This window comes from Fulvitalea axinellae (assembly GCF_036492835.1).
Classification (GTDB): domain Bacteria; phylum Bacteroidota; class Bacteroidia; order Cytophagales; family Cyclobacteriaceae; genus Fulvitalea; species Fulvitalea axinellae.
The window spans coordinates 4516681-4530185 of record NZ_AP025314.1; the positions used below are offsets into that span (position 1 = coordinate 4516681).

14 protein-coding genes are annotated in these 13505 nt (G+C 49.5%); 8 read left to right on the plus strand and 6 right to left on the minus strand.

Annotation, left to right across the window (positions count from 1 at the left end; genetic code table 11):
* Positions 1–7: 7 nt before the first annotated feature.
* The 3 genes from AABK39_RS17610 to AABK39_RS17620 all read right to left on the minus strand — a co-directional run bounded on the left by AABK39_RS17610 (position 8) and on the right by AABK39_RS17620 (position 2768).
* Positions 8–748 (minus strand): isoprenyl transferase, encoded by a 741-nt coding sequence (locus tag AABK39_RS17610; protein ID WP_338392626.1) that lies wholly within the window; start codon positions 746–748, stop codon positions 8–10.
* A gap of 81 nt (positions 749–829) precedes the next feature.
* Positions 830–1591, minus strand: coding sequence for a type IX secretion system protein PorG (porG, locus tag AABK39_RS17615; protein ID WP_338392627.1), 762 nt, complete (start codon positions 1589–1591; stop codon positions 830–832).
* A gap of 301 nt (positions 1592–1892) precedes the next feature.
* Complete coding sequence (locus tag AABK39_RS17620; protein WP_338392628.1) at positions 1893–2768, minus strand: NAD kinase; 876 nt, start codon at positions 2766–2768, stop codon at positions 1893–1895.
* A 374-nt stretch (positions 2769–3142) separates the two neighbouring features.
* Between AABK39_RS17620 and AABK39_RS17625 the strand changes: the two genes are divergently transcribed.
* The 4 genes from AABK39_RS17625 (at position 3143) to AABK39_RS17640 (ending at position 7901) form a co-directional block, all read left to right on the plus strand.
* Positions 3143–4798 carry an AMP-binding protein gene (locus AABK39_RS17625; RefSeq protein ID WP_338392629.1) on the plus strand — a complete coding sequence of 552 codons (1656 nt, stop codon included), beginning with the start codon at positions 3143–3145 and terminating at the stop codon, positions 4796–4798.
* A 179-nt stretch (positions 4799–4977) separates the two neighbouring features.
* Entirely contained in the window at positions 4978–5562 is a 585-nt protein-coding gene (locus tag AABK39_RS17630) for a nucleotide exchange factor GrpE (protein ID WP_338392630.1), read from the plus strand.
* Between the two features lie 160 nt (positions 5563–5722).
* The gene (gene dnaJ, locus AABK39_RS17635) at positions 5723–6871 is read left to right on the plus strand and encodes a molecular chaperone DnaJ (protein ID WP_338392631.1); all 1149 of its coding nucleotides are present in this window, start codon (positions 5723–5725) and stop codon (positions 6869–6871) included.
* A gap of 163 nt (positions 6872–7034) precedes the next feature.
* A complete protein-coding gene (locus AABK39_RS17640) occupies positions 7035–7901 on the plus strand; it encodes a hypothetical protein (RefSeq protein WP_338392632.1) in 867 nt (288 codons plus the stop codon).
* Positions 7902–7917: 16 nt separating this feature from the next.
* Here the strand turns inward: AABK39_RS17640 and AABK39_RS17645 are convergent, their stop codons facing one another.
* Both AABK39_RS17645 and AABK39_RS17650 read right to left on the minus strand, forming a co-directional pair.
* On the minus strand, positions 7918–9078 hold the full coding sequence (locus AABK39_RS17645; protein ID WP_338392633.1) for a lycopene cyclase family protein: 1161 nt from the start codon (positions 9076–9078) through the stop codon (positions 7918–7920).
* Complete coding sequence (locus AABK39_RS17650; protein ID WP_338392634.1) at positions 9078–9695, minus strand: IMPACT family protein; 618 nt, start codon at positions 9693–9695, stop codon at positions 9078–9080. The genes AABK39_RS17645 and AABK39_RS17650 overlap by 1 nt, the downstream gene beginning before the upstream one ends.
* Before the next feature lie 243 nt (positions 9696–9938).
* Between AABK39_RS17650 and AABK39_RS17655 the strand changes: the two genes are divergently transcribed.
* The 4 genes from AABK39_RS17655 to AABK39_RS17670 all read left to right on the plus strand — a co-directional run bounded on the left by AABK39_RS17655 (position 9939) and on the right by AABK39_RS17670 (position 12868).
* Positions 9939–10538: a peroxiredoxin-like family protein gene (locus AABK39_RS17655; protein WP_338392635.1), complete on the plus strand. Its 600-nt coding sequence runs from the start codon at positions 9939–9941 to the stop codon at positions 10536–10538.
* A gap of 157 nt (positions 10539–10695) precedes the next feature.
* The gene (locus tag AABK39_RS17660) at positions 10696–11214 is read left to right on the plus strand and encodes an FKBP-type peptidyl-prolyl cis-trans isomerase (protein ID WP_338392636.1); all 519 of its coding nucleotides are present in this window, start codon (positions 10696–10698) and stop codon (positions 11212–11214) included.
* Positions 11215–11434: 220 nt separating this feature from the next.
* The gene (locus AABK39_RS17665; protein WP_338392637.1) at positions 11435–12007 is read left to right on the plus strand and encodes a helix-turn-helix domain-containing protein; all 573 of its coding nucleotides are present in this window, start codon (positions 11435–11437) and stop codon (positions 12005–12007) included.
* Positions 12008–12340: 333 nt separating this feature from the next.
* A complete protein-coding gene (locus tag AABK39_RS17670; protein ID WP_338392638.1) occupies positions 12341–12868 on the plus strand; it encodes a GNAT family N-acetyltransferase in 528 nt (175 codons plus the stop codon).
* A gap of 5 nt (positions 12869–12873) precedes the next feature.
* Here the strand turns inward: AABK39_RS17670 and AABK39_RS17675 are convergent, their stop codons facing one another.
* Complete coding sequence (locus AABK39_RS17675; protein WP_338392639.1) at positions 12874–13440, minus strand: Crp/Fnr family transcriptional regulator; 567 nt, start codon at positions 13438–13440, stop codon at positions 12874–12876.
* Positions 13441–13505 lie beyond the last annotated feature (65 nt).

A 13505-nucleotide genomic window follows, 5' to 3' on the forward strand; every position in this document is an offset into this window, starting at 1 on the left:
TTAGCAATTATTCTTGAACCTGCTCACTAGTTTTTCCGAACCGCCTTTCCCTGCTCTGATAGTCTTCGATAGCTTGGTGAAGATCCGTCTTCCGGAAATCAGGCCATAAGATGTCGGTAATATATAATTCGGTGTAGGCGATTTGCCAAAGCAGGAAATTACTGACACGCATTTCCCCGCTGGTCCGGATAAAGAGATCCGGATCCGGCATACCGGCGGTGTAAAGTCCGTCCGCCAACACTTTCTCGTCAATTTCATCGGGGTTGATTTCCCCTTTCGCCACTTTCTGGGCTATGCTTCGTACGCTGCGCAGAATCTCTCCGCGTCCGCCGTAGCTCAAAGCCAAGTTCAGGGTAAGTCCCGTACACCCGCTTGTTGTTTTCTTCGCTTGCTCAAGTTGCTCCTGACATTTTTTCGGCAATTTTTCAATATCGCCGATCGTTTGCAACCGAACATTATTCTTGGCCAGCTTTGGGGCCTCTTTCTCTATGGTCGATATCAGCAACTGCATAATAGCCGTCACTTCCATCGCGGGCCGGTCCCAGTTTTCGCTGGAAAAGGTATAGAGCGTAAGATATTCGACGCCCAACTCGGCACAGCCTTCGGTAATCTCCCTCACGGCCTTAATGGCATTTCGGTGGCCGAAGACACGGTTCGCCATGCCTTGTTTCTTTGCCCACCGTCCATTGCCATCCATAATTACGGCAATATGCCTTGGTATTTTGTTCGGGTCTATGTTGCCTTTCATCGTTCCGTTCTCACCGTTCCATTTTTATAGCCCGTAAAAATGCTTTATTTTTTTAAGAATATAAAGGAGCCCGCACCTCATTCAGTAAAAATCGTAAGGACATGGAACCTTGAAAAAGGTATAACTCACAGTAATTCCGGTAAAGTAATACCAGTCATCCGTTTCCGGGTTGCCGTGACCGTAAGAGCTTCCGTCTGAGGCCCTGAGCCCGGAAATATTGTCAAGCTCATCGGTAAATACCTTTCTGGCTCCAAATTCAATCCCCAATTCGAACCTCGGATTCAGGCTATACTTTACGCCCACTCCAAAGGGGATTGTCGGCAAGGCGATTTGGCCATGGCTCTCTTTCTTCCCTTCCCACGCTCCGGTATCCTCGTTTCGTTGCCGCCAGATCGAATTTCCGGTGTAGCCCATCACGCCGATACCTCCAAACAGGTAAGGGGAGAAATCCATGAATCCCCGCCCAGATTTGTAATCAAAGAACGTGTATTCGGCCATAACGCTGGCTTCGTAGAAATAATCGGAAAACGCGGCGCTCCTCTTAAACGCAAAACTATCGTAAGGTTCGGCGTCCGCTTCCCTAATTTGCCCGAGCAGGAGCTGAAACCTGAAACTCCAGGCATCGGAAACGTTACGCCTATAAAAAGCGTTGATTCCCGGGCTGGAATACTTCAGGCGATACGATTGTTGCAAGTCGCCCGTATAGTTCACTATACCTCCCCCAATACCTATCTCGTGCTTCTGCCCGAACGTGGGGAGGCCAACCGCAACGGTCAGGGTCAGGGCCAGAGCCAGAGCCAAGGGCCACTTTACCGACCTGAAGTTTACCTTTTTTGATTTCAATTTTCAGCGCTTTCGAGTTAAAGATTGTTAAAAAAGCCTTCCAAAATGGATACGGCGCTTATCGCCAAAAGCTTCGAGAGGCACCGAAAACAGCGGAATAACGCAATTCCAGAGACCTTCCCACTTCGCAATATACTGATTTTCCGCATCTTTGAAGGCTTAATCCCGATAGGCGACCCGGCCGAAAGCTCCGTCCGGTCACCCACGCCTCACCTTTACAAACGTTCGGGCACCGGGTTTATTGCTAATCGAACGCCTAGAGAGACTAAAAATGGATCGGAAAGGCGGTACTTCCCGAATATCAATTCCGGGAATCGTAGCCCCAATGCAATTTCTGCCTTAATGTGTCGAAAAAAGTGAATTTGTCGGACTTGACGAGTCTAGCCGCAAATTTCTCCTTGCGGATACGGATATCCCGCGTCGGCTTGACGCTTTTTGATCTGGAATCCAAGGCTACGAGCACATGCTCCGCCCTTCCTTCTACCTCCAAACGGATCTCGGCATCATCAGGCACTACCATGGGCCGGACCGTAAGGTGGTGCGGACAAACGGGAGTCATCACGAAACTGTTGGAGTTTGGCATAAGCAACGGGCCTCCGCAACTCATCGAGTAGCCAGTAGAGCCTGTTGGCGTAGCTATAATCAAGCCGTCCCCCCAATAGGAATTGACATAATCCCCGTCAAGATAAGCGTGAACAGTAATCATGGACGAGGTGTCGCGCTTGAGCACCGAAAACTCGTTCAGTCCAAAAGAGGTCTCTCCAAATACGTCCGTACCCGAATCAAACCGGACCAACGTGCGTTTCTCAACTTCGATGGGCCCTTTGGCCAAAGCCACCAACCTCTCCACAAAATCTTCCCTGCCTGTAGTGGCCAAAAATCCGAGACGGCCGAAATTAACGCCCAAAATGGGAATTTCGGCGGTTCCGATATAGGTAAGCGTATCGAGTAACGTCCCGTCCCCGCCAAGGCTCACGCACATATCCACGGAGGAAAGGTCATCACCGGCCCGGAGTACGCCATCCGAACAGCATCCCCTACCATGGCGCTCCAACCAAGCACTCAAACGTTCCGAAGTCAACAAACCGAACCCCTCCGCTTTCAACGCCGAAAGGGTCCTTTCGACCCACGGCAAAACCTCCGACGGAAGATCCTTCGAATGTATGGCAATCAGCATAACTATCTGCAAATAATTTTATATACCAAATATACAAAGAGGGCAACAATAGTCACTGTTTTGCCCGGCTTATACCGGCCTTATCTTAAAAATGGGACTTCACTCGCAAGTCCGCGCCTTAACCAAATACGCTTTTCCTCGCTTCAATGGCAAAAATGGTCCGGCGACATCCCAAATCATAAAGACAGCGAGCGCCTTGTTTATACATTTTCAGCGAGATAATTGAATATATACCGTAATGTCTTCCCCTAACAAGCCAAGCAAAGTCTTTACTGCCAGATTTAAACCCCAAAATCAGTATTATTGCCCCCCGGAACATTTAGAAAGCCCGCTTTTTACAGACCGAAAGTATTTTATAACCTCACGTATACATTATGGAAAGACGTTTATGGCACAACCATTACGAGACCGGAATCGCCAATAATATTCCCGAAGAAAAACTCAGCTCCCTGGCTCACCTTATCGACGAATCAGTACACCGCTACCAAAACCAGGAAGCTTTCCTCAGTATGGGAAAAAGCGTCAGTTACGGCGAGATAGGCAAACTATCCGACGCCTTCGCCGCATATCTGACCAACGATCTCGGACTCAAAAAAGGTGACGCCATAGCGATCCAACTTCCAAACACCATCCAATATCCGGTGGTTCTTTTCGGAGCGATTAAAGTCGGGCTCGTGATCGTGAACACGAATCCGCTTTATACTTCGCGAGAGATGGCCCATCAGCTCAAAGACTCCGGAGCCAAAGCCATTGTCATTCTGGACAACTTCGCGTCCAAACTCGAAGGGGCACTTCCGGAACTTACCGACCTCAAGCATATTGTCACCACTGGCATCGGCGATTTGCTCGACGGAGCGAAAGGCCACTTGGTCAATTTCGCCGTAAAATATATCAAGCGCATGGTCCCCGGCTACAAGCTCCCGGGAGCTGTAAAGCTGAAAAGCGCCCTCAAGGCAGGTCATGGCCAGAATTTCACCCGTCCGCAACTTGGGCCCGAAGATCCCGCCTTCCTGCAATATACCGGAGGCACTTCCGGCGTGTTAAAAGCAGCGGTGTTGCGCCACAGAAACATTCTGGCCAATGTAGCCCAACTTTCGCAATGGATGTCTAAACTCCTTGTGCTGGGACAAGAAACCGTAGGCACGGCCATCCCTCTCTACCATATTTTCGCCCTTACGGCAAACTGTTTCCTGTTTTTCAAAGCGGGCGGACGAAACGTCCTGATTGCCAACCCTCGCGATATGGTCGGGTTCCTGAAAGAAATCAGACACGAGAAAATCACCGTTCTTACAGGCGTAAACACCCTGTTCAACGGCATGCTCAACCACAAAGACTTTGACAAAGTCGATTTCTCCAGACTCAAACTGACTATCGGAGGAGCGATGGCCGTTCAAAAATCAGTGGCCGATAGGTGGCTCGCCAAAACCGGCGTTGCGCTTTCGGAAGGCTACGGGCTTACCGAAGCATCTCCCGTAGTCGCCGTACACCCATTCAATAAAAAGGTAAAGCAAGGAAGCATCGGCCTGCCCCTGCCCGGCATTGACGTTTCCATCCGAGACGACGCGGGCATGGAAATGCCGCTTGGTCAAGCCGGAGAACTCTGCCTGAAAGGCCCCAACGTCATGGCAGGTTACTGGAAAGACGGCGAGTTGGAACCAATCGGCGAAGACGGATGGCTCGCCACTGGCGACATAGCCTACATGGACGAAACTGGCTACGTTTTCATCGTGGACAGGAAAAAGGACATGATTCTCGTTTCAGGCTTCAATGTCTACCCGAACGAGGTTGAAGAGGTCATCGCATCCCACCCGAAAGTGTTGGAATGCGGTGTGGTGGGTATCGCCGACGAAGATTCCAACGAAAGGGTAAAAGCGTTCGTCGTCCGCAAAGATGACAGCCTTACCGTTGAGGAAATCCGCAAGCACTGCAAGAAAAGCCTTACGCGTTACAAAGTGCCAAAACTCGTGGACTTCAGGGACGAACTGCCAAAATCGCCCGTTGGAAAAATCCTCAGGAGAAAACTCAAATAATCCTCCTTCAACAAAAAAACGAATACCGGAAGGCAAACCGATACGTTAGCATTGTCAGTCGGAATGCGACTGATTGTCACAGGCGGAGCCCGATCAGCCAAAAAAATGCCAACTTGTCACGATTACTGACATTGGCAGAAATGTTGGAAACATGATTCCGGGTAAAAAGCAGGAAAAGCATGAACAGCGAAAAAGATAAGCAAGAGCAAGAAGAAAAAGCCAAGATGGAAGAGACCAAGCAAGGCGGAGAGGCAAACGTAGAGCAACAAGAGGAGCTCTTGGAAGAGGAAAGCCACACGGCTCAGGAAAACGAGGAACTTGCGAAGCTCCAGGAAGAACTTGACAAGGAAAAGGACAAGTACCTCCGTATGTATTCCGAGTACGAGAACTTCCGTCGCAGAACGGCAAGGGAAAAGCTCGACCTGATCAAAACCGCCAACGAGAGCATCTTCAAGGCGCTTCTGCCGATAGTGGACGACTTTGAGCGCGCCGAGGCCTCATTCGAAGGCGACGCCGATAAGGAAACCATGAAAGAAGGCTTCGCCCTGATCATGAACAAGCTCAACGACACTCTCAAAAGAGAAGGGATGGAGCTGATCGAGGTTAAGGCCGGAGACGATTTCGATACGGAAACGCAGGAAGCCATCACCCAAATTCCGGCTCCGAGCCCAGAGCTCAAAGGAAAAATCGTTGACGTAGTCGAGAAAGGCTACAAAATCGGCGACAAGGTGATCCGCTACGCCAAAGTAGTGATCGGAGCATAATCCGACAACCGAAACACACTAAGAAAACCAACAAGGCGCTCCCGGAATATTCGGGAAGCGCCTTGCCTATAAATTCAGGACACCTAAGGTTCATAGCCTTACAGGGCGTTCGACACCCACAGCGAGACTGTGGAAAGCCCCCTGAAATCCAACTGAAGCCATGGCAAAAAGAGACTACTACGAGATATTAGGGGTAAGCCGCAACGCTAGTCCCGAAGAAATAAAGAAGGCCTACCGTAAGTTGGCCATCAAATTCCACCCGGACAAAAACCCGGATGATAAGGAAGCCGAGGAGAAATTCAAGGAAGCCGCGGAAGCTTACGAAGTGCTTAGCGACCAGCAAAAACGCCAGCGCTACGACCAGTTCGGCCACGCCGGAATGGGCGGAGGTATGGGTGGCGGAGGCGGCGCCGGAATGAACATGGAAGACATCTTCTCCCAGTTCGGCGACATCTTCGGTGGCGGAAGCCCGTTCGGCGACATGTTCGGCGGAGGCGGTGGACGCAGGCGCCAACGCCAGCGCAAAGGCTCCAACCTCAGAATAAAACTGAAGCTCAGCCTGAAGGAAGTAGCCAACGGCGTAGAGAAAAAAATCAAAGTCAAGCGCTACGTAAGCTGTAACTCATGCGGTGGAAACGGCGCCAAAAACGGCACGGCCATCAACACTTGTCCAACCTGCCATGGAGCGGGTCAGGTAAGCCAAGTGGTAAACACCGTATTGGGCCAAATGCAGTCGGCCACCACATGTCCGACATGTAACGGATCCGGCAAACAGGTTACCGACAAGTGCGACAGTTGCCACGGCTCCGGTCGCGAGATAAAGGAGGAAGTAATTCCGATCAACATCCCGGCCGGCGTTTCTGACGGTATGCAGCTTTCGATGTCGGGCAAAGGCAACTATCCGGAAGGCGGTGGTGTTCCCGGCGATCTTCTTATCGTCATTGAGGAGGAAGAGAACGGCTTTTTCGTTCGCGACGGAAACAACGTTCACTACGATCTGTTCCTCAACTTTGCCGATGTCGCTCTCGGAACCTCTGTGGAAATCCCGACTATCGACGGTAAAGTAAAAATCAAAATCGAAGCTGGAACCCAAAGTGGCAAGCTTCTCCGCCTGCGCGGCAAAGGTATTCCGGATATCAACGGCTACGGACGTGGCGACCAAATGGTGCATGTTAACGTTTGGACTCCGAAAAAGATAAACTCCGAGGAAAAAGAATTGCTCGAAAAGCTGAAAGCCTCCGATAACTTCGAACCTAGTCCCGATAAAAAAGACAAAGGGTTTTTCGAAAGAATGAGGGAATTCTTTTAGTAGATCAAGAACCTAATCCGTTACCAAACGGCGATATTCCGGTGAGTATCGCCGTTTTTTTGTGACCAATGCGTAACCTGTTCATAACGTTTTCGTTATTGTCCTCATGCGTTGGATATTTAGTGTGTTTGTGTGCTGTATGAGCATCCCTACGAAAACTCTCATGGCACAGGGCGGAAAAGCCTGGAAAATAGAGAGAAACGACAGCCAGAAAACTGTAAAAGTGGAAATGCGGGCGGGCGTGGGTAATTGTTGTATCTTGGCAGGAAACAACAACGACTCCCTATATGTCAGGAGCTCTGACGCAAAGCTTCTCGAAAACCTTGAGTACAAAGAAACGACAGACGATAACCAACGCTCTGTTTGGCTACATCTGAAAGGCCGTAAAGAAGCCACGCTAACCAACACTATCACAGATCATTTCTTTGGTTCCAACGACAATAACAAATGTAATTTCGACCTGAAATTACCCCAATCATTCCCTCTGGATCTCCGTTTTGACTACGCCGTGGGCACCTCCAACATAAACCTCACGGAACTCCCCGTACAAAATCTGAAAATCAAAACCGGTGGCGCCAACGTCAATATCTCTTACGAAGAAAACGAGAGCAACCGAATATCGATGGATTCCCTGACAGCCAACGTAGACATGGGAAGCCTGTACATCGATAATCTCGGAAGTCTCCGGGCGGGTAAAATTCTTGCGGAAGTGTGCTTCGGCACCATGGACATCGGCTTTCCCGACACACTCAGCCGTCCAACCGAAGTTAAAGCAAACATCGGCGCAGGCAAACTCATCATGCGCCTGCCCAAGGACAAAGACATCCCCGTAAAGGTCGTGCTGGGCGAATCATCGCTCTGCGATGTGGTTCTCGATCCCGATTTTTCCAAAGCCAGCTCCGGCGTCTACACAAATAAAGCCTACTCCGAAAACGCAAAAAACCCGATGATTGTGCATGTGGACGTAGGTATGGGAAGCGTCATCCTTCGCAGAGAAAACACCAAAACACCCCAACTATTGCCACACTAAGCATTAAAGCCTTCACCTAAAGCCAAACACGGCTATAAGAAAAAAACGCCCGGAGAAAAGGAAATACTGGACAGGAAAAAATGATTTTCAGATCATCGGCCAGTGCCGCTCGCTCGTCCAGAAAAGACAGTACCCTGTACCCCGAATTTCTTCTGAACATTCGGGAAAATATATCCCTGCCCGGAAACCTGTTGTGAGAAAGAACATCTAACAATACGCCGTCATAAAAGCAGTGTTTCGCCTTTCCCGGAGCAATCTTTTCCAACGATTCACCACGTTCCAAGCATTCAACAACTCCTCTAACCTGTCGCAAAATCCGGCTAAAAGTATAACCCGTCGAAGCTTTTGAAGCTCCGCCAGCGCTTCCCACATAAAAAACCTTTCCGGAGCACCTTGCGAACCGTTGTGCCGTCATCGGAATCTTCCCGAATTCTTCGCCACTAACCGTATAATTTTCTAAGCCTAACTTCTCCCCGATATATTCCCGAAGGGCCTCATCATATTCTTTGCGCTCCGAAAGAAGCTCCGGAGAAAAAACCGTGTACTCCACCAAAGCCTCACGAGGGCTCAGCGGAAGCACATAAAAAAATCGTGTGTAACCGAACTGTTCCGTCCGGAAATCCATCAGTGTAGCTTGCCGGTCATCGAAGAAGTCTTCATCCGTTCGGACAAAATATCCTTTGAAGTGTTGCCAAAGCCAAAGCGGATGACGCTCTTCGTCCGGAATATCCGGAAAACGGCTGTCGAACACTTGTCCTCCACAGAAATTTCCGGCCTTTGTACGAACTGTTCCGTCAGGAGAAACGGACAAAACTTCCGTCTCCAAAAGTGTCACATTTTCGGGTCGCTTATCCATACGACTATGTATATCCAGCCTAAAGTCACGCCCGGGAACCATCTTGTATTCGTAAGGCGACGGGACCACCGGAATCTTCCCGTTATCGTCAAAGACAGTTAGGCTGTCCCACTTTTTTCGGACCAAATGCTCATAAGGCCCGGCTTCGGTCTCCCAAAAACACCAAGTACGTTCGTCTATCTCTGAAAAATCATGGTCGAGAAGCAGTATTCTTTTGTCACGCAAAACCGGCGAAGCCAGCAAAGCGTCAGCAAGGGCCAAGCCAGCGCATCCGGCGCCCGCTATTATGTAATCGTAATATTCCGGCCCCTTTTCACTCATTAGGCTTCCGTTTCTGTGAGCTCGGTACTTACGCCGTCGAGTTTTTCAAACTTGGCGAGAACCTCCGCCGATATGGTTTGGCGAACGGCCAAGCGTATATGACACTGGTTGTCGAAAACCTGTTCTTTGATCTCAAGGTCGTACTGCTTGATGAGTTTCATCACGGAATTCATCGAAAGGTATTCGAAATACACATCCAGACGGTCCTCCACTATCTTTTCCTCTATCTTTCCGTTCTCGATCGCCTCGGCCGCCGACACTTTGTAGGCGTGTACCAGACCCGGTACACCAAGTTTCGTCCCGCCAAAATAACGCACCACTACGATAAGCGTATTCGTAAGGTCAAACGAACGGATCTGTCCCAGAATAGGATCACCGGCCGAATGTCCGGGCTCCCCGTCATCGTTGGCGCGGAAACGCTTTTGGTCTTTGCCCAACACCCAAGCGTAACAATGGTGGCGCGCGTCGTAATAGCGCTTGCGCAAAGCCTCCACCTTTTCCTTGATCTCTTCCTCGGTCTCCACAGGGTAGGCGTAAGCCAAAAATTTGCTCCCTTTTTCCTTATACAGCCCCTCCGACTCTCCGGCCAATGTCAAATACGTATCTTCTGTCTTCATAATCTTTTCCCTCGGCCCAAAAATACTCGAAAGCCACAAAATTATCCCCACGTTTCCACCCTATGCTCTGCGAGTTCAAATTAATCATGTATTCTGATCATAACCGAACATGATCCAACTCCCGCACAAACCAAACTTAACTTATAAAAAACACTTATCCCGCATTTAATCCAATAAAGCGCAACCCGGCCCGGTTCGGATTCGTTTTGAAATACTGTTTGTAGTACAAAAACAACCACTATCATGAGAAAATACTTACTGACCCTGCTGTCTGTTTTTTGCGTTTTATTCGCTCAGGCCCAAACCAAACCCAAAGGTATCAAAACGGGATCGACGGCCCCCTCTTTTATGGGAGTTGACCAAAACGGCAAAAAAATCGAACTGAAGAAATTGTTAGACAAAGGGCCGGTAGTGCTTTTCTTTTATCGCGGTACGTGGTGTCCGTATTGCCAAAAACAGGTGGCGAGCCTGCAAAAATCCCTTGACAAGATCACGGCCAAGGGAGCTTCTGTCGTGGCCGTAACGCCGTCTAGCGGAGAGAGTATCGAAAAAATGATCGAGAAGCAGGGAGGCATCGGCTTCCACATCCTGCACGATGACGGGCACAAAATCATGGACGATTACGACCTGACCTATCCCGTTAAGGAAACCATGCAGAAACGCTTTGCCAAAATGGGACTGGACTTCAATAAAATCAACGGGAAAAACGGGCCCGTACTCCCTATCCCGGCCACATATGTCATTGACCAGAAAGGCAAGATAGTTTTCGCCCACTTCGACCCGAACTTCAAGAAACGCCCATCGGTAAGCGAAATACTTCAGCACCTTCCTAAACCGCTGTAAGGAAAACATACATATGCACCTCATTCAAACGCCCTTTTCCGGGCGTTTTTTTGTGCCCGACCGGCGCATGTATTTGATTTCAAAAGCCCTACCTTTATACCGCCGTTAACCGGAACATAAGCGCATAACGCGAACGTAAACATCTGAAATAAAGAACATGAAAATATCCAAAGACCGCCAAAGCGTAGTCGAAACAACTTACCAGCTTTACGTAGACAACCAGCAAGGCGAGCCCGCCCTCTACGAAGAGCGCAACGAGGAGGATCCCCTGCTTTTCCTCTACGGTACGGGAGCTTTCCTGCCCAAATTCGAAGAGGCCCTCGACGGTCTTGACGAAGGACAGGAATTCGATTTCAAAATCGCCTGCGACGACGCTTACGGCGACTACGACGAGAAAAAAACCGACTGGCTTCCGATCGAGATATTCGAAGTGGACGGCAAGGTGGACATGGAGATGCTCCAAGAGGGGAGAATCTTGCCGATGATCGGTCCTGACGGCGACCGCGTAATGGCAGAGATCCTGACCGTGAAAAAAGACAAGGTGGAAATGGACTTCAACCATCCGCTTTCTGGCTACGATTTGATCTTCAAAGGAAAAATCCTCAGCGTTAGAATGGCTACCAAAGAGGAAATCGAGCACGGACACGCACACCCAGGCGGGAGCTGTGATCATTAAGTCTTGGTCTGAGGTATTTGGTATGAGGTATTAAGTACTAAGAAACTTAATTCTGACACCTAACCCTTTTTGACTACCAAGAAAACCCTCGTCTCGTTGGGCATTGGCCCAAACAGGGCGAGGGTTTTGTGATTTCAGGCCAATACCTTTCCGTATTTGAACGAAACCTTTCGCGTAGCGACTTAAAGTGTGGACGGTTTTTGCCACTGTTCAACCGAATATGCGGATACCAGCGGACAAATACAGCCACCTCAACCTGAACGCCCGACGACAGATAAGCCGTTGTGTCAATGCTGGGCTCACCATCCGCCAAACCGCCTCTAGGCTCGGGGTCAGTCCCTCCACCATCAGCCGGGAGTTGAAACGCAATAGTTTTCGGGGCTTTTACTCCGCCATACATGCGCAGGCTTACTACGAGGCCCGCAAGTTCTTAGCTGTGGCAAAATACCGTGGACAGCTAATTTTTCGCCTTTCCTCCGTCGGAGTGAGCCTTTTCAAGCCCAAAACCGACCGCCTGATTACGGCTTGGGCCTCCGATTACCGCAACGCCCGCTATATCCGCAACGAAAGGACGGACAATCCCTTTCACGCAAAAAGACAAAGAAGGTCAAGCATCTTTGCCGTTTGGGAGAAACCGGTACAGCCCCGCCTGATGAAACTTAGGTTACAGCACTACGGCCAAAAAACAACCCCGTCTGGAGAGGTTAACCCATTCGGGGATCCGCCGAAATTTTGGAAAAAAGCTGACCGAAAGCCGGATCGGACGGTTCATAAAGAGGCACTTTGTGCCTAATTGTCAAAAAATCTTACCCGATAACCGACCGCACCGAAAAGATGCGGTTTTTTTTCGTCCATACTCCCGCTATGAGGTAAAAAACGGGAGTCGTTTCTTTAAAAAACCTCCATTTTCCACCGCCGTCAGCAAACCCGTTCACCCACACGTCTCATCTACCCCGTGTTGCGCTTACTTACGTGTCCCTTTTTCAGAGGACACCAACCCTTTCATTATCCGTGTTTACAAACGCTTTCATTTTTAGGAAACGCTTTCCTCTTCCCTCCTTGAGTTTACAATTTTGTTTATATTACTCATTGACAACCCATTATTCCACCAAACCACCGAACCGACATGCCACAAACAAAAACATTCGAAACGGAAAGACTTTATTTGATCCCCACAGCCGAAGACGACGCCGAATTTATCTTCCGCCTGATGAACAGCCCCAAATACCACGAGTATATCGGCGACAGAAATATCAGGACACTGGACGACGCCAAGACTTTTATCCAAGAGAAAATGACACTCCAACTACTACGGTTGGGATATTCCAGTTATACTTTGGTCCGGAAAAGTGACGGTGAAAAGGTGGGAGTATGCGGACTTTACGACCGTGAGGGACTTGAGGGCGTGGATATAGGGTTTGCCCTTTTGCCCGAATTCGAAAGAACGGGCTACGCTTTGGAATCCGCACTCAAACTGAAACAAATGGCCTTCGCCGAATTCAACATTAGCGAAATCAAGGCTATCACCACCAAGGAAAACAAGGCTTCGCAAACTCTTCTGGAAAAACTGGGGCTAAAGGCCGAAGGCACCGTGGTTCTGCCCGGAACTACCAATGAAATGTTGCTGTACCGACTTAAAAACGAGTCCGCTTAAACCGGTTACTGCTCTTTTCGGATTCTGCTGAGGGATTCTTTACTGATTCCCAAATAAGAGGCGATGTCTTTCAATGGCACCCGCTTGTGTATATCCGGCCGGGACTCTATCAGCCAGCGGTAGCGGTCCTTGGCCTTGACAAAGCGGTTGCGATCCATCTCCGTCAATACCTTTCCCAAGAAACGCTCGCTGATCAGGCGTCCCCAGTTGGCCCATTCCAGATCGGTATCATATAGATAGCGGAGCTTGCGCAGGGGTATGCGGTACAGTACGCTGTCTTCGTACAGCTCTATGCTTTCCTGATGTCCCTCCACGGCGAAATAAGCACTGAACGAAAAAAGCAATTCGCCCTCAAAAGCGAACCAGACCGCCTTTTTGTCACCGTACTCGTCGATGTAATTGGTTTTGGTAGCTCCTTTTTCCAAAAAATAGAAATACGGCGACACTTCCCCCTCCCGTATCAGCTCGGTATTACGGGGAAGTTCCACCCGTTCCAGTTGTGCGGCAAAGGCTTCTATATTTGCGGTAGAGAGCCTCCCGAAACGTCTCAGCGTCCGTAAAGTGTTTTCCAAATCGGTGTTTTTTTACGCAATCCTTTCTTGCTCCTGTCCGGTTAACATTTGTCAACCGAAGTTAA